Consider the following 15586-nt stretch of genomic DNA (forward strand, 5'->3'; position numbering starts at 1 on the left):
GCCGCGGTATGACAGACTTTTTTCTAGATTCCCGCCTCCGCGGGAATGACATACAAGGCATTTTCCGAGCCATACAACAACGCTTTTAGTTAGCAATAAAAATTATTTTACTTCGCTGCTTCAGCTGGTTGCTCGCTTTCAGCTTCAGTTTTTGCTCCTCTACGTCCTATTATAGTTGCAAGCACAAATTCTTTCTTTGTAGTAAAGCTACAACCTTCTGGTAGTTTTACTTTTGAAGATTTTAATGAAGTAGCAATCGGCATATTAGTAACGTCAATAGTTACGTTTCTTGGAATATTATTAACATCACATAATAAAGTAACTCTTCTTTTTACTATATTGAAATATCCGCCTCTTTTAACGCCTAATGCTCTTTCTTTCCCTTCATATACTACAGGAACTTCCATTTTTTGGGTTTTATCTTCTAAAAAAACAAAATCAACGTGACGTACTATATCTGTAACAGGATGTAATTCTACAGCTTTCGGCAGCACTTTATATTGCTTACCATCGATTTTTAAACTAATTAGCTGAGATATGAAAGCTGGCTTTCTATAATATTTTGTTATTTCTTTTTCTTCTAAAGAAATACTAACTGGGGTTTTCTTTGCACCATAAATAATAGCAGGAACACGCCCCTCTCTTCTTAATGCTCTTGCTGCACCCGTACCAAATTCATTGCGAGACTTTGCTTCAAGTTCTAATATTTCACTCATTATTTCAACACTTTAAACTTTATAAAAAGGTTATAATAGTACTAATTAATCTAAAATTCAAGATATATTTGTAATTACTCTATGCCTATAAATTTATGAGTTTGTACTGACAACCTAGCACCACTCTCTAAAGCTAATTTTACCGCTAATTCGTTATTTTCTTTGTTAAGTTTTTGATCATTTTGATCCATAGGCTGAACAAAAACCGGTATATTGTAAGCAGTTTGTCCTATTTCAGGTATTAAGCTATACTCTAAAATATTCTTAGCAATGATAAATTTTACAGCACTAATTTTAGGCAATAAATCTTCTCTGATTTTGCTATAGCCGTTTTTACCTGCTTTAGGCGAGCATATTATAGATACTTTATCCGGCAAAGAACTATATAACGTGCCGTTAGTTTCTATCTGCACCTTAAAATCTTGTTCTAATAATTTTTGGCACAATAATTCTATAGGTTGACGCATCGGCTCACCACCCGTTATCACTACTAACTTAACTGATTGCTTGTTTTTAGAATTTAAAGTAAGTAGGCTAACCTTAGATAAAATATCATCTATTTTGATTGTTTCGAAATTTTCAAATTCTGTATCACAAAAATCGCACGCAAGGTTATATCCTCCAAACCTGATGAATATGGCAGGAACACCTACAAATATTCCCTCACCTTGAATAGTTTTAAAAATAGATTGCACTTGTAATTGCGTCCCGTCACCTTTTAATATTCCTCTTTTAGGATTTTGCCCAAACATTATTTTGCAATTAAAAACGTTAATGATTACTATTATAGCATAAATAACAATATAGTTAAAGTTACTAATTTTAGTATAAATAACATATAGTAATAAATTACAAAAAACGTCTTGCAATAAATTATAAAAGAAACTATTATTTAGCTTTCAATCGGTAACGTGGCTTTGGTATGCCTAAATATTACCGGTAAATGTCTTATAAATACCAAATTAAAGGAAAATCATGCCTAAATTAAAAACAAAATCTGCTGTAAAAAAGCGTTTTAAACTTACTGCTAGTGGTAAAGTGGTTGCATCTCAAGCAGGTAAAAAACATTTTATGCGTCGTCGTACTAAAGCTCAAATTCGTAACTTACGTGGAACTACGATACTTTGTGATCAAGATGGATATAACATCAAAAAATATTTTCTTCCATATGGTACAAATTAATTAAGGAGCTAAAAAATGACACGTGCAAAATCAGGAAAAATTTCCAAAAATCGACATAAAAAAATCCTCAAACTTGCAAAAGGTTATAGGGGTAGAGCTAGTACTTGCTTTAGAGTAGCTATTGAGAAAGTAGAAAAAGGACTACAATATGCTTACAGAGATCGCAGAAATCGTAAGCGTGATTTCAGAGGTCTGTGGATTCAAAGAATAAATGCAGCGGTAAGAGAGCATGGTTTAGTATATTCTCAATTTATGGGGGCTCTTAAAAAAGCTCAAATCGACATAGATCGTAAAGTCCTTGCAGAACTTGCTGTAAATAACAATGAAGGATTTGCAAGTATCGTAGAACAAGCAAAGGCACATATTTAATATAGACAACGTCATTGCGAAGCCACTTCGTTGCTGTGGCAATCCATATACAATACTGGATTGCTTCGTCAAATTACCTTGTAATTTTTCTCGCAATGACATTTATTTCATTATAAATAATTAATTTTCGTTTGGTATAAATATTATGAAGCGTACATTTCAACCTAGTAATTTAGTAAGAAAAAGAAGACATGGTTTTAGAGCTAGAATGGCTACTCCCTCTGGAAGAGCAATTTTAAGAAACCGTCGTGCTAAAGGCAGAAAAAAACTATCCGCATAAATACTAATCTGACCTATTCAATTGTTTATCACCTCTTTAAAAAATCAAAAGGAATTTGAGCTTATAAATAAGCTTGGCAAAAAATTTTATGAAAAATATTTTATTTTGGTGATAGCAAAGAACATCCCAAAAATCTTTCTTGAATCAAAATATAATATCTTCCTAGGAATAAAAGTTAGCAAAAAGCTAAATAAAAAAGCTGTAGTACGTAATAAAATTAAAAGACGTATAAAACATCTTATTAGGCTTATTTGTAATAATTCTAATCTCAAAAAGCTTGCGATGATAATTATTCCAAGAAAGGGCTTTAATACGGCAGACTTTTCAGTATTAAATCATGAATTGAGCAAAGCAATTTTAGATTTTTACAATTCAAAAAAATAATACACTGAATTTTGTGACAGGCATGAGAGTAGAACAATAGTACCAGACAGTTTTTATTCTATGTCATTCCCGCTTAAGGCTTGCCCCTGCATAGATCGGTTTTTCCGTCTGAGCTAAGGAAATTACGAAGTAATTGACGAAGCAAGGAAGTAAAAAAATGCTAACTTTATAACATTTTTTATTATTTTTTTCTGGATTGCCACGCTCATTTCATTCACTCGCAATGACGATTCTCGATCCACGCAGGCAATGCCTTTGTGGGAATAATATAAAAGCCTTATTGCGTAAATCAAAAAATACTTTCGGTATCATCCCGTGAGCTTGTCCAATAGTACCGGACAGTTTAAAAAAAATGTTATATTTTATTCAGGTGTAAGTGACCTTATATGTCATTCCCGCGAAAGCGGGAATCCAAGAAAAAAATCTAAATACAGCAATTTTTTAGAATATAAAAGCTCGATTTATCTCGCTTTATGCTGGATTCCCGCTTCCGCGGGAATGACATAGAATAATAACTGTCCAGTACTATTGAACAAGCCACGGGATAACAATCTTTCACCTTTATCACTAACTATCAAAATGTTGTTTTAAAACCTAAGATTTTTAGCACAACATTTATATCTAACGTGTTGGGCTATTTCTCATTGCTAGAGTTTTTCTTAGATCGTCTTGAAAATTATTATTTCCTTGCTGCTTATTCCCATCTTGAGATGTGTGTATAGTTTTTAATGTTTCTTGCAATTTCGGTGGAATAGCAAACATTGGAGATGGTTTTGGACCAACCCCACCTGGAGGTGGTGGAGGTGGCGGAATAGGAACGCCTTGTCCCGGCATTGGAGGTGGCGGTGGCGGAGGAATAGGAACACCTTTCCCCGGAGGTGGTGGTGGTGGAGGCGGTATAACACCAGGTTTTATAGGTTGTGTAGCTGGATTATTAGCGATTATAGCCTTACTAGCAGCTTCTTCTTGTAATCTTTGCTCTTTTCTAAGCCTGATTAATTCCATAGCAGCTTGTTGCTGCTTATCAGCTGCAGTAGGCTCACCTTTTAAAGCCGAAGATTGTGAGCTTTTATTAAATTGTTTCTCTCTTTCTTCAGCAGTATTTATAGTATTATGTTCTTTTTTTATGCTTTCAAGATGCTTAGTAACTCCTTCTAATTCAGCGACAATTCTCCATTTTTCTTCTTTAGTAATATTAGAATTAGCTTTTTTTTCTTCAAGCTCTTTCTTTTTATTTTCTAGCTCTTCCTGTTTTTGCTTTAATTCCTCTAAACATTTTTTGTGATTATCTATTTGTGCTTTAGGTTCTTCGTTTTTAGTTACTGGAGCATTAATAGCTTGCTTTTTTTGTGCATTTTTCCAAGCTAACTCTTCTGCAAACGAATTAAATTTTGGCTTTTTTACTGGTTGATTTAGCTCTTCTATTGGTTGAGTTTTTGCTGGCTGAATGCCTATCTCTGCTTCTTTGAGATCTTGAAAATTTGTTTCAGAGGCTAAAGGAATGCTTTTAGTGTCAGGTATTTCTGGATCAACTTGTTGTACTTTTGCAGTAGTTTCTTTTATTTGATTATGAAGATCTACCACTGAATTTGCTTTTCTTAGTTCTTGTTCAGGGTTTTTATAATAATTTTCTAAGTCCTGTTTTAGATAATCATATGTTGCTTTAATAGAGGTTACTTTAGTGTCAAAACTTGCTGCAATTTGAGCTGCTAATTTTAAAGATTGCTCTGATCCCCCTTTAGGCTGAATCATAAGCTTACTTTTTTCTCCTAAAAACCATTTTGACAAAATATTTGGCTTATAAACTTGTATTTCTACCTCTGCATTACCTGCTTTAACTGATACACTACCCTCATAACCTGTAAACTTATTAAGCCATGTTTTTGGTTGTTTATGCTCGGCAGTTACATTATTTCCTAGATTAGAAAAAACTTTGTTTATATCTGTTTTTGCTGTTAAAAAATCATCTAGTTTTTTAAAAGTTTTATCATTTTGTAAACTTATACCGGCTATTTCATAACCAGTAGCAGTTTCTATAAAATTTGCTTCAAAAGGCTCTGCCTTTATTCCATTATAGATATTTTCTAAGAACTCATTGCTAAAATTTTTACCACTCTTAATTCCTTGCAATTTACTTTCTGTATTTAAACCTTTTAGTTGATCCTTAAACTGATCAATTGTCCATTTATCTTTTACGCTAGGATTATGAAGATTAGTATTAAGACCTACAGTAGCGTAAGCTGATATAAAAGCTGCGTCTGCATGATTTATGTCAGTAGTAGTATTTTGCTCATGATATTTAGAGGCAAAACTTTCAACCAATCTATCTATTTTTTGAGCCTCACCTGGTAATTTAAAAGCCTTTAAAAACTCTCTTAAACTTTTCAAATAATTTTTATCTTTAAAATCAAATTGTTTAACAAAACTATCCAATACTTTTTTATTATCTTCTCCATCTGTTCCAAGATAATCCCCAACAGCTACTAAATCTAAATTATTTTTTTCCTCACGAAAAAACTTAGCTGTCTCTTCTGCAAAATCTTTATTATTACTAGCACACCATTCTTTAATCTTACTGATTCCATCTTTAGGTTTATCATTAAATGAACTTATTACTTCTCTTTTTATTAGGGGGTCCATAACTATCTCTCATAAGTTAATTATTATTAATCTTTAATATAGCTATTTTATAGACTCAACACAAGCAAAAGTTGCTATTTTTAGTATTTCACTTGCTGATAGCGTGGCTTGCAGGATTTGAACAGGCTTTTCAAAACCATTTGTTATAGGACCTATGAAACTATTTGAAGAAAACTCTTGCAATAATTCAGTAGAGATAGCAGCAGAGTTTAAACCTGGCATAATAAGGACGTTAGCAGGACCAGACAACCTACAAAACTTATATAATTTACGTAAGTTAGAATCTAAAGCAACTTTAACCGACATTTCGCCATCATATTCAAAATCTACATCCATATCATTAAGCTTTGCTTTATCTTCACTAAAATTATCTAATATATTTACTGCTTCACGAATACGAGCTGTTTTTTCCTTAGAAGAATTGCCAAAGCTTGAAAATGAAAGAAGTGCAACACGTGGGACAATTCCCATATCTTTAGCTATTTCTGCTGTCTGAGCTGCTATTTCTGCAAGCTCGTGACTATTTGGATATTCAGTAATGCAATTATCAGAAATAATAATATTATTGTCTTTTGCAATCATGATAGAATAACCTAAGATTCTACGATTAGGCTTTCGTGAAATAACTTTTAATATATCTTCTAAACTATCAACATAGCTTTTTGTCACCCCTGTTAAAAGTGCATCACCATCTCCACAAGCAAGCATACAAGCAGCAAAAATATTCTTATCGGTTTTAACGAGCTTAGCACAATCTCGGTATAAATAACCTTTGCGTTGCAACCTTTTATATAAATAATCAATATATATTTCAAGCTTATAAGTTAAAGCAGCGTTCATTATGGTAATACCATCTAAGCTAATATTCTGCCCTAATTGCTTTAATTTTGCTTCAATTCTCTCAATGCGACCGACTAAAATAGGATTCCCATATTTCTCATCCCGCATCATTATTGCCGCAACAATTACTTCTTCTTCTTCCCCTTCGGCAAAAATAATACGTTTTAGAGGTGCATTATGGATTTTTTCAGATAAGAAATTCATATAGTTAGAGGTAGGGTTTAGTCTACTTTCTAATTCTTTTTTATATTTATTGAGATTGAAATCAGAAACTTTAGCAACATCGCTATCTATTGCTGCTTTAGCTACCGCTATCGGCACTACTGTAATTAAACGGGGATCAAATGGAACAGGGATAATATATTCATTACCGAAAATCATCTTACGTCCGGCATATGCCTTATATACTTCCTCCGGCACAGGCTTGCGAGCGAGTTCTGCTATAGCTTTTGCTGCTGCTATTTTCATTTCTGTATTAATGGTTTTAGCTCTAACGTCTAATGCTCCCCTAAAAATATAAGGAAAACCCATAACATTGTTAATCTGATTATTATAATCAGATCTACCTGTTGCTATAATCGCATCATTACGAACTTGCTTTATCTCTTCAGGCGTAATTTCCGGATCAGGGTTAGCCATAGCAAAAATAATTGGATTATTTGCCATTTTGCTAACCATCTCTTTAGTTACTGCACCTTTTACGGATAATCCTATAAATACATCCGCATCTTTTAATGCTTCTTCTAAAGTTCTAAGCTGCGTGCTATTTGCATAAGTCTCTTTCCATTTATTCATACCATCTATGCGACCCTGATAGATAACACCTTTAGTATCGCATAAAATAATTTTTGATTTATCCGCTCCAAGAGCAATCAATAGATCAATACAAGCAATAGCGGCAGCACCCGCACCATTAACTACTATTTTTAAATTCTCTAGCTTACGGTTAGTAATATAAGCAGCATTTATTAGCCCTGCTGCTGTGATAATTGCCGTTCCGTGCTGATCATCATGAAATACTGGTATATCCATTAAAGATTTCAGCTTCTCTTCAATAACAAAACACTCAGGAGCTTTAATATCTTCAAGATTAATTCCGCCAAAGCTATAACCAAGATATTTTACAGCATTAATAAACTCTTCCGGATCATTAGTATCAACTTCTAAGTCGATTGCATCAATATCGGCAAAATTTTTAAAAAGTACCGCTTTACCCTCCATAACTGGCTTTGAGGCAGCAGCTCCTAAATTACCAAGACCAAGCACCGCAGTACCATTAGAAATCACAGCAACCAGATTCCCACGTGCGGTGTATTTATACATTTCATCAGTACTTTTAGCAATCTCAAGACAAGGAGCCGCAACACCAGGAGAATAAGCCAGCGATAAATCATGCTGCGTAACAAGCGGCTTAGTCGCAGAAATAGCAATTTTACCTGGTTTATCTTTTTGGTGATACTCAAGTGCTTCAGTGTAATTTATTTTGTTCATTTCGTCCATTTTTTAGATATTCCTGTTTTGTTATTGTGTTTTTTGGCTTTTCGTCATTGCGAGGAGAAACGCAGTTTCGACGAAGCAATCTCGTAAGGACTCCTGAGATTGCTTCGTCGCTACGCTCCTCGCAATGACGTTGAATTACTAATTACCCTACTAAATACATAATAATTGATATAGTCACTACCGAGAAGAAAGTTGTAAATGTTATAATCGATGCCATCGAATCAGGATTGCCGCCGAGCTGGCGTGATAAAACATAAGCAGTGCTTGCACATGGCAGTGAGCTATATAATATACCTACCGATCTATCTATCCCGCTAATTGACATCATCCATAGCACTACTACACTCACTAACGGAAAAGCGATTAACTTAACAAAGCTCGTAAATACTATGCTATGTAAAAGCTCTTGTCTAATAGTAAAATTAAGCCCTGCCCCAACATTTAACATACCAATTGCTAAAGCAGCATTAGATAAACTATCTAAAGTTTTTTTAAGACCTAAATGTAGTTCAAGATTTGAATAATTAAAAACAAACCCTACTAGGCTGACAATAATAAGCGGGTTGCGTATGATTAGCTTGATCATTAAAACTAAACTTGTTCTAATGGTGGTAGTGACAGATTTATCTGGAACGTAATATGCAAAAATCATTACCGATAAAATATTGGTGATGATAATCATATAAGAAGAAATAACGGCAACAATAGAAAGACCACTAGGACCAAGTAAGGGACTCGCTGCTCCAAAAAAAATGTAGCTATTATAGCGAATCGATCCTTGAAAAATAGAAGTGAATTCTATTTTATCAATATTATATTTTCTTTGATAAATTATTAGACCTAACGTAATAAGAAGTGTAGAAATAATAAGAGCGATTACTAGTTTGATTATTGAAGCAACACTTAAATCAGCTGTAGAGATATAGTTAAAAAGCATTGCAGGAAACAATACAAAATAGGATAATTTCTCAATACCACGCCAAAATTCTTCTGAAGTTAGCCATTTATTTTTTATAATACTACCAAGTAAGGTAATTAAAAAAATCGGCAACGTACTGCAAAAAATATTATTCATTCATTTTTGATGTCATACCGCGACTTGATCGCGGTATCTTTATAAGTTAGTTTTTAGATACCGCGATCAAGTCGCGGTATGACAAAAATTACCCTTTACAACTTTTCCTCAATCAACTTCATAGTTTCATTTATACCATAAAGCTTTATGAAAGTACCAAGTCTTGGACCATCGCTTTGCCCAAGTAATATTTGGTATAAATCTTTGAAATAATCACGCAAATTTTCATACCCTGCTTTCATGCCGATATCATAAATTCCTTTTTGAATACTTTCCGCTTCTATCTGCTCAGGCAAGCTTTTTAACATATCTAAAATATCTTGCAAAATAGCTTTATGCTTTTCAGACGGAGCTAAATATGATTTATGTGCTTTAACAAAATCATTATAATATCTTATAGCAAATTCTGCTAAGTGGTCAAGATATGGACTATTATTTGGTGTCGCTTTTGGTTCATATCTGCTAATAAAACCCCAAAGTACTGATTTATCGGATGGATTACACACCGAAGTTAGATTTAATAACAGCGAGTAAGTAATACCAAAAGTCTCAATTTTAGGCACATTTCCATGATGAATATGATAAACCGGATTTGCAAAACGTTTTGATCTATCTTCTTCTAAATGATATTTTTGATTAAAGGTAATATATTCATCAACATTTTTAGGAATTAAATCGAAAAATAACCTTTTAGCCCTAGTAGGATTTTGGTACATAAACAATGCCATACTTTCAACAGGTGCATATTTAAGCCAATCATCAACGCTAATACTATTGCCTTTTGATTTCGATATTTTTTCACCATTTTCGTCTAAGAACAGCTCATAACATAATTGTACCGGCGGCTTTCCACCTAAGATTCGGCAAATCTCAGAGTAAAGTCTACCATTTGCTAAATGGTCTTTCCCGTACATTTCATAATCAACTTTTAAAGCTGCCCAACGCATACCGAAATCCGGCTTCCACTGCAATTTACAATGACCTTTTGTTACAGGTACTTCTATATCATTCCCGTTTTCATCTTTATAAGTTATTGTACCAAGTTTTGCATCCCATTTATGTATAGGTACTTGCAGTACCTTGCCAGTTTTCGGACAAATGGGCATAAAAGGTGAATAGGTAGCTTTCCGCTCTTCTCTAAAAGTCGGTAGCATCAGCTCCATTATCTCGTCATATTTCTCAAGTACTTTGATCAGCATTTCATCAAACATACCGGCTTTATAGCACTCGGTGCTGCTATAAAATTCATACTTAAAGCCAAATTTATCAAGGAATGAGCAGAATTTTGCATTCATATAATGCCCATAGCTCTCACATTCACCGAAAGGATCAGGGATAGAGGTTAACGGCATATCCATATATCCGGCTACCATTTCAGGATTTGGGATATTGCTTGGTACTTTACGCAAGCCATCCATATCATCAGAAAAGCAGATCAGCTTAGTCTTTATATCTGATAATTGTTCAAATGCTTTCTGTACCATTACCATACGAGCATTCTCGCCAAAAGTCCCAATATGCGGTAGTCCTGATGGACCATAGCCTGTTTCAAACAGTACATAACCTTTTTCAGGAGTTTTGCCGTTTAAGCTATCTAGTATTTTTTTAGCTTCTTCAAAAGGCCAAGCTTTTGATTTGATTGCATTTTCCAAAATTTCCGACATTTATTTTTCTTATACTTGTAATTAATTATCAGTGACAATATACTATATTTAATTAATTGTAAAATTTAATTGTTGCTCCCAACAATGGTTTGTTGAATAACTCTTATGTTCTTCCCGGGTAGCATTGTTGCGTAGATCGAAAAACGTCCTCGGTGTCATCCCGTGGCTTGTCCACGGGATGACAAGTGTGCAATGCCTCCACAGGATGGCACTGTTTGACAATACAAAAACTATAAAATAAAAATATGCCATTTAATACCATTATAAACTACATAAGAAAAGACAGCTATAAAATGCTGCATATAGGCTTAATTGCGATTTCTGTCACAGCTCTTGCTACAGCTTATTTTGCTGAGTATATATTGCATTATGCCCCCTGCCCTTTATGCGTTTACGAAAGATTCCCTTATCTAACATTAATAAAAATTTGTCTAACTGCTTTAATTATCAGGCAATTAAGTAAATACACTTTAGTATTTATTTTTTTAACACTACTTAGTTCATGCATATTATCAACCTATCATAGTATGGTAGAGCGAGGAATAGTTCAGCCAAGCAGTCTTTGTTCATCTATGATCCGCTTCCCAAAAGGCTTATCTATTGAGCATATTAGACAGATGCTTTATTCACAGCCAATAACTTCCTGCACCAAACCGGCAATTAAGCTTTTAGGGATTTCCATGACGGAATACAATTTACTTTTAAATCTCGGTCTTTTAATCGGATTGTTAATTGTTTGGCTTTATCCTAAAGAGTCTTCATTATGAAGCTGTATTTACTGATATTAATTGCAATAATACTAGATTTGATCTATTTTAAATTTAGAATTATTTTTTAAAGTAATTATTATGAATCAAAACCCATCCAGTCAATTAACTCAAGATGAGCAAAAAGCACATGATTATGCAGCTCTAATTTATTCATTGGCAGAAAATGCTGTTCTTACAACACAACTTGCCTTAGCAGATATTGAATTAAGAAAAGCTAACGAAAGCTTAAGAGAAGTCGAAGCTAAAGAAAAACAACTTGCAATAGAAAGAGAAGCTTTAAAAAATGAATTAGAAGCACAAAAAAGTCTTTATAATACCATAACATCCCTTCTTACTGAATACAAAGAAATAGACCTAGTTGAAATAAAACCTGAAGAAGCATTTAGAAAACTTCTTGGTAGGCATGCTCCAGATTTTCTAGACCCAAACACAGGAGAATAGTTGTTATATTTTACCCTAACATCTTTTTCAATTCTTTCATAGAAAAAGCCGGTGGTTTTAGGTAGTCTTGTGCTACCTTACCATTATCTAAAACCACAAGTCTTTTTCCGTAATTTACAGCATCTTCCAAATTATGTGTGATCATTACGGCAGTTATTTTATGTTCATCAATAATCTCTGCCGTTTTTTTCATTACCTCATGCGAAGCTTTAGGGTCAAGGCTTGCAGTATGTTCATCTAAAAATAATATTTTAGGTGGATGAGAAATAGCTAGTGCGAGCAATATAAGTTGTTTCTCCCCACCGGAAAAATTACTAAGCGGCTGCGTTAGACGTGACAAAAAACGCTTAGATTTCGATAAACCGATAAGCTCTAATACTTCCACATCTGTTTTACGCTCATTTGCTGGAAAGCGGCTTTCCCATAAAGTAATATTTTCTTCTAAAGTTAACTCCGAAAATAATCTATCTTCTGCTTTTTGGGTTATAGTTATTAACATATTAGCTTTTTGCGATTGCGGTAATTTATCAATTCGTACTTGATCTAAAAACACCTGCCCGCTAGTCGGCTTTAAATAACCTGCTAGAATTTTTGTTAAAGTAGATTTACCGCTGCCGTTAGTTCCAAGCACTACAACAAACTCTTCTTAGGCAATATTTAAAGTAGTTTCCGATATTATCGGCTCATTACGCTCTTTTACTTTAAACTGCACTTTCTCGGCATATAAATAAGGTTTCATACAGCCTCTCTTTTCACAGAACGAAGAGAAATAAATAGCACCATTCCTAAGATAAGCTTAAGGTTTATAGGATCAATACCGATGCGGAGTAAAATACTTAAAGTGATAAAGTAAAATAATATACCTATAAAACAGGAAAATATTTCTTTAAAAGTATCAAAGCTGTTATTGCGAATTAGGATATGTCGCCCTATAACTATTGCACCGATACCAACAAGTGCTACCCCAAAACCCATATTAATATCGGCAAAACCATTTACTTGTGCTGATATAGTACCAGTTAATGCAGCAAGTGCGTTACTTATGCTAAGCCCAAGCGTACGATAGAATTCGGCAGGCTTTCCTAAAATAGCAAGTAAATCTTTATTAAACCCAAATGCTCTAAGCATTAGACCTAGTTGCCCTTTTAATAAAATTATTATTGCAAATATCACAATAATATTCAACATGCTCAAAGGTAATAACCAATTTTCAGCATTAAATATATTGAGTAAGCTTGGCATACCTAGTGTCGATATGTTAGGACATTGCATAATCTGCAAATTAACCGAATAAAGCATAAAGCTGGCAAGTATTCCCGCTATAAGGCTATTAACACGGTTATTTTTCTGCATAAAGCTTACTATAACACCAATAACACTCCCTGCTATTACGACAAGTATTAATGCCGAAAATAGTCCAAATGAAAGAAATTTAGTAAACACTGCCGCACCTAATACATATGTTCCATCTACAGTTAAATCGGTAATTTTCAAAATCCTGTAACTGATATACATTCCTAAAATAAGCGGCAACATTATCAAAGATTGCTCAAGAGCAGTAACTAAAAGATTCATTATATTACTCTTCCAACTCTTTTCTGTTAAAAGGAAGAGCAGCTAAATTTTCCTTGGTAAGAATTTTTTGTTTGATAAAGGATTTAAGATTAACAAATAAAGTTAGCTCATCCATATTTTGAAAAGGGATATTCTTAGGTGCTGTTCCTTGCAGAATCTGCTTTGCTTGTTCACCTGCTTTTAAGCCTATATCTTTTTCTTGCACCCCTACCGCGATGGTTGCTCCGCTAATTACCGACCCTTCATCCGAGGCAATAATAGGAATATTTCGTTTAAATGCTTCTTGTTTTAAAATATTTATACCGCTAACTATTAAATGATCTTTTAAAATCACAAAGCATTGTGTATTTTCGGGAGCATTCTTTACAGCTACCGATAAGTCATTTAAGTTTTGTACCATTTTAAAGTTTAACGAAATATTATTTTTCTTCGCATAGCTTTTTGTTGCTTCTACTTCTGAAATAACTTTTTCGCTGCTGCTATAAATTAAGGTAATGTTCCGTAAAAATGGTAACTTGCTAATGATACTGGTAATTTTTATTTCATCATTAACACCAGTAACCAAGGGAAGATTTTTATTATCAATCTTAGCTGCCGCACAAACAATCGGTTTATTAGGGATATGTGAAATTACAGTTTGACAAGCAGATGTACCGATTGGAATTATTACGTCAATATCTTGATCTTTAAGCTGCTTTATGATAGCAAGTAAAATATTAGAATCAGCATGGGCATTTTTTACTGTAATTTTTGCATCTATAGCTTTCAACGATTCTTCAATTCCTGCTACGATTTGAGTCATTGCTGCATGTTCAAGCGGGACAATAACAGCGATGTTTTTTTGAGTCGCATAAACTGATAAAGTGAAAAATAATGAAAATAAAAGAGAGAAGACTCTTAAGAAAATATTAAGGAATGACATTTTAATATCCTGTATAAGTTATAATTTAATAATTGAGCAGTGGGCATAATACACCCATAACGTAAAAATATTATCTACGCCAACGCCAATTTTGTATTAAACTAATAACTTTCAAAGATATCATAAATAATTTAACATATTATTTTGTATTGTAATTACTAGCAGCATTTTAATATTTTGTCAATAGCTGGTCCTTGGTTGTGGCTTGACATAGTTATCATAAGCCATTATCTTAAATGAGAAATTTATAAAAAGGATTTTATTATGAAATATTTAGTAATTTTATTTGCTGCTTTGACTTTAACTAGCTGTTCTAATCAAAAAAACACCAAGTCAAAAGAAGTAATGCAAGCTGATGGTGATCCAAGCTATGCTATCATGAGAACAGTTAATGATACTAATAGAAATATTGCTAGTACTGTTTCAACAGTGCCAAACCCTCCTGTTCGTTAAATGCTTACTATTATTTCATCTGCTAAAACTCTTAATTTTGAGCCGATAGCTTTTAAAGGGGAGCTAACCTCCCCTACTTTTCCCAAAATAACAAATCAACTACTTGCTATAGTTAAAAATTATTCTGAAGCTCAGCTATCTAAAACTATGGGTATAAGCGAGAAATTGGCACATTTAAATAAAGAAAGATTTCAGAATTTTGAGAAGCAAGACAGCAAAGCAGCTATTTTTGCTTATGCGGGTGATGTTTTTAATAATATACAATCAGAAAATTTAAGCGAAGATGCAGTAAATTTTTTACAATCGCATTTGCTTATCATATCAGGGTTATATGGAGCTTTAAAGCCGCTCGATGTTATCAAACCTTATAGGCTTGAAATGGCAACAAAGTTAAATGAGATAAATGATTTGAGCAAATTTTGGCAAGATGAGATTACAAATTATATTAATCAGAGGCTTGAGCATCATAAACATAAATATTTGCTTAATCTTGCATCGCAAGAATATTCATCTGTAATAAATCAGGATAAGTTAAAATATCCTATAATTAATATTCATTTTAAAGAAAATAGAAATGGTAAGTTAGCAACTATTGGGATAAATGCTAAAAAAGCTCGTGGAAATATGGTGAAATTTATTGCAAATAATCTAATCGACTCCCCTGAATTACTTAAAGAATTTTCATATCTAGATTATAAATATAGCTCTAAGGATTCATTAAATAATGATTTGGTATTTGTGAAATAGTGATCTTTTCCGTCATTGCGAGCGAATG

At 33.3% G+C, this 15586-nt stretch carries 16 protein-coding genes and 1 pseudogene; 8 read left to right on the forward strand and 9 right to left on the reverse strand.

Annotation, left to right across the window (positions count from 1 at the left end; genetic code table 11):
• Window positions 1-107: 107 nt before the first annotated feature.
• Both AAHF54_RS05110 and AAHF54_RS05115 read right to left on the reverse strand, forming a co-directional pair.
• Window positions 108-716 (reverse strand): 50S ribosomal protein L25/general stress protein Ctc, encoded by a 609-nt coding sequence (locus AAHF54_RS05110; protein WP_341788221.1) that lies wholly within the window; start codon window positions 714-716, stop codon window positions 108-110.
• Between the two features lie 74 nt (window positions 717-790).
• Window positions 791-1468, reverse strand: coding sequence for a 7-carboxy-7-deazaguanine synthase QueE (locus tag AAHF54_RS05115; protein ID WP_342169894.1), 678 nt, complete (start codon window positions 1466-1468; stop codon window positions 791-793).
• A gap of 223 nt (window positions 1469-1691) precedes the next feature.
• Here AAHF54_RS05115 and rpmI point away from each other — a divergent pair, with 223 nt between their 5' ends.
• The 4 genes from rpmI (at window position 1692) to rnpA (ending at window position 2931) form a co-directional block, all read left to right on the forward strand.
• The gene (gene rpmI, locus AAHF54_RS05120; protein WP_011477530.1) at window positions 1692-1898 is read left to right on the forward strand and encodes a 50S ribosomal protein L35; all 207 of its coding nucleotides are present in this window, start codon (window positions 1692-1694) and stop codon (window positions 1896-1898) included.
• A 15-nt stretch (window positions 1899-1913) separates the two neighbouring features.
• Entirely contained in the window at window positions 1914-2267 is a 354-nt protein-coding gene (rplT, locus tag AAHF54_RS05125) for a 50S ribosomal protein L20 (RefSeq protein ID WP_341788223.1), read from the forward strand.
• Between the two features lie 145 nt (window positions 2268-2412).
• Complete coding sequence (gene rpmH, locus AAHF54_RS05130; protein ID WP_016947702.1) at window positions 2413-2547, forward strand: 50S ribosomal protein L34; 135 nt, start codon at window positions 2413-2415, stop codon at window positions 2545-2547.
• Between the two features lie 21 nt (window positions 2548-2568).
• Window positions 2569-2931 (forward strand): ribonuclease P protein component, encoded by a 363-nt coding sequence (gene rnpA / locus AAHF54_RS05135; RefSeq protein WP_342169895.1) that lies wholly within the window; start codon window positions 2569-2571, stop codon window positions 2929-2931.
• Window positions 2932-3552: 621 nt separating this feature from the next.
• Here the strand turns inward: rnpA and ralF are convergent.
• The 4 genes from ralF to AAHF54_RS05155 all read right to left on the reverse strand — a co-directional run bounded on the left by ralF (window position 3553) and on the right by AAHF54_RS05155 (window position 10650).
• Window positions 3553-5571, reverse strand: coding sequence for a T4SS guanine nucleotide exchange effector RalF (gene ralF / locus AAHF54_RS05140; RefSeq protein WP_341788225.1), 2019 nt, complete (start codon window positions 5569-5571; stop codon window positions 3553-3555).
• 42 nt (window positions 5572-5613) lie between these two features.
• On the reverse strand, window positions 5614-7911 hold the full coding sequence (locus AAHF54_RS05145; RefSeq protein ID WP_341788226.1) for an NADP-dependent malic enzyme: 2298 nt from the start codon (window positions 7909-7911) through the stop codon (window positions 5614-5616).
• Between the two features lie 142 nt (window positions 7912-8053).
• Window positions 8054-8986 (reverse strand): AEC family transporter, encoded by a 933-nt coding sequence (locus AAHF54_RS05150; protein WP_341788227.1) that lies wholly within the window; start codon window positions 8984-8986, stop codon window positions 8054-8056.
• A 95-nt stretch (window positions 8987-9081) separates the two neighbouring features.
• On the reverse strand, window positions 9082-10650 hold the full coding sequence (locus AAHF54_RS05155) for a lysine--tRNA ligase (protein WP_342169896.1): 1569 nt from the start codon (window positions 10648-10650) through the stop codon (window positions 9082-9084).
• Between the two features lie 245 nt (window positions 10651-10895).
• Here AAHF54_RS05155 and AAHF54_RS05160 point away from each other — a divergent pair, with 245 nt between their 5' ends.
• A complete protein-coding gene (locus tag AAHF54_RS05160) occupies window positions 10896-11417 on the forward strand; it encodes a disulfide bond formation protein B (RefSeq protein ID WP_341788229.1) in 522 nt (173 codons plus the stop codon).
• 81 nt (window positions 11418-11498) lie between these two features.
• Window positions 11499-11861, forward strand: a complete 363-nt coding sequence (locus AAHF54_RS05165) for a hypothetical protein (RefSeq protein ID WP_341788230.1) — start codon at window positions 11499-11501, stop codon at window positions 11859-11861.
• A gap of 10 nt (window positions 11862-11871) precedes the next feature.
• On the opposite strand, the pseudogene AAHF54_RS05170 reads toward AAHF54_RS05165, so the two are convergent.
• From AAHF54_RS05170 to AAHF54_RS05180, 3 genes and pseudogenes are all read right to left on the reverse strand, one after another.
• Window positions 11872-12600, reverse strand: a pseudogene (locus tag AAHF54_RS05170) (ATP-binding cassette domain-containing protein).
• Window positions 12597-13436 carry an ABC transporter permease subunit gene (locus tag AAHF54_RS05175; protein WP_341788232.1) on the reverse strand — a complete coding sequence of 280 codons (840 nt, stop codon included), beginning with the start codon at window positions 13434-13436 and terminating at the stop codon, window positions 12597-12599. Before AAHF54_RS05175 ends, AAHF54_RS05170 begins: the two are co-directional and overlap by 4 nt.
• A gap of 4 nt (window positions 13437-13440) precedes the next feature.
• Window positions 13441-14358: an ABC transporter substrate binding protein gene (locus AAHF54_RS05180; protein WP_341788233.1), complete on the reverse strand. Its 918-nt coding sequence runs from the start codon at window positions 14356-14358 to the stop codon at window positions 13441-13443.
• A 261-nt stretch (window positions 14359-14619) separates the two neighbouring features.
• Between AAHF54_RS05180 and AAHF54_RS05185 the strand changes: the two genes are divergently transcribed.
• Entirely contained in the window at window positions 14620-14811 is a 192-nt protein-coding gene (locus AAHF54_RS05185) for a hypothetical protein (RefSeq protein ID WP_341789235.1), read from the forward strand.
• Window positions 14812-15558 carry a YaaA family protein gene (locus AAHF54_RS05190; protein WP_342169897.1) on the forward strand — a complete coding sequence of 249 codons (747 nt, stop codon included), beginning with the start codon at window positions 14812-14814 and terminating at the stop codon, window positions 15556-15558.
• Window positions 15559-15586: the final 28 nt, after the last annotated feature.

This window comes from Rickettsia endosymbiont of Seladonia tumulorum (assembly GCF_964030815.1).
Lineage (GTDB): Bacteria > Pseudomonadota > Alphaproteobacteria > Rickettsiales > Rickettsiaceae > Rickettsia.

Excerpts from the sequence above, each read along its gene's own strand:
- AAHF54_RS05110 (WP_341788221.1), bottom strand. The coding sequence starts at position 716 with ATGAGTGAAATATTAGAACTTGAAGCAAAGTCTCGCAATGAATTTGGT.
- AAHF54_RS05115 (WP_342169894.1), bottom strand. The coding sequence starts at position 1,468 with ATGTTTGGGCAAAATCCTAAAAGAGGAATATTAAAAGGTGACGGGACG.
- rpmI (WP_011477530.1), top strand. The coding sequence starts at position 1,692 with ATGCCTAAATTAAAAACAAAATCTGCTGTAAAAAAGCGTTTTAAACTT.
- rplT (WP_341788223.1), top strand. The coding sequence starts at position 1,914 with ATGACACGTGCAAAATCAGGAAAAATTTCCAAAAATCGACATAAAAAA.
- rpmH (WP_016947702.1), top strand. The coding sequence starts at position 2,413 with ATGAAGCGTACATTTCAACCTAGTAATTTAGTAAGAAAAAGAAGACAT.
- ralF (WP_341788225.1), bottom strand. The coding sequence starts at position 5,571 with ATGGACCCCCTAATAAAAAGAGAAGTAATAAGTTCATTTAATGATAAA.
- AAHF54_RS05145 (WP_341788226.1), bottom strand. The coding sequence starts at position 7,911 with ATGGACGAAATGAACAAAATAAATTACACTGAAGCACTTGAGTATCAC.
- AAHF54_RS05150 (WP_341788227.1), bottom strand. The coding sequence starts at position 8,986 with ATGAATAATATTTTTTGCAGTACGTTGCCGATTTTTTTAATTACCTTA.
- AAHF54_RS05155 (WP_342169896.1), bottom strand. The coding sequence starts at position 10,650 with ATGTCGGAAATTTTGGAAAATGCAATCAAATCAAAAGCTTGGCCTTTT.
- AAHF54_RS05160 (WP_341788229.1), top strand. The coding sequence starts at position 10,896 with ATGCCATTTAATACCATTATAAACTACATAAGAAAAGACAGCTATAAA.
- AAHF54_RS05165 (WP_341788230.1), top strand. The coding sequence starts at position 11,499 with ATGAATCAAAACCCATCCAGTCAATTAACTCAAGATGAGCAAAAAGCA.
- AAHF54_RS05175 (WP_341788232.1), bottom strand. The coding sequence starts at position 13,436 with ATGAATCTTTTAGTTACTGCTCTTGAGCAATCTTTGATAATGTTGCCG.
- AAHF54_RS05180 (WP_341788233.1), bottom strand. The coding sequence starts at position 14,358 with ATGTCATTCCTTAATATTTTCTTAAGAGTCTTCTCTCTTTTATTTTCA.
- AAHF54_RS05190 (WP_342169897.1), top strand. The coding sequence starts at position 14,812 with ATGCTTACTATTATTTCATCTGCTAAAACTCTTAATTTTGAGCCGATA.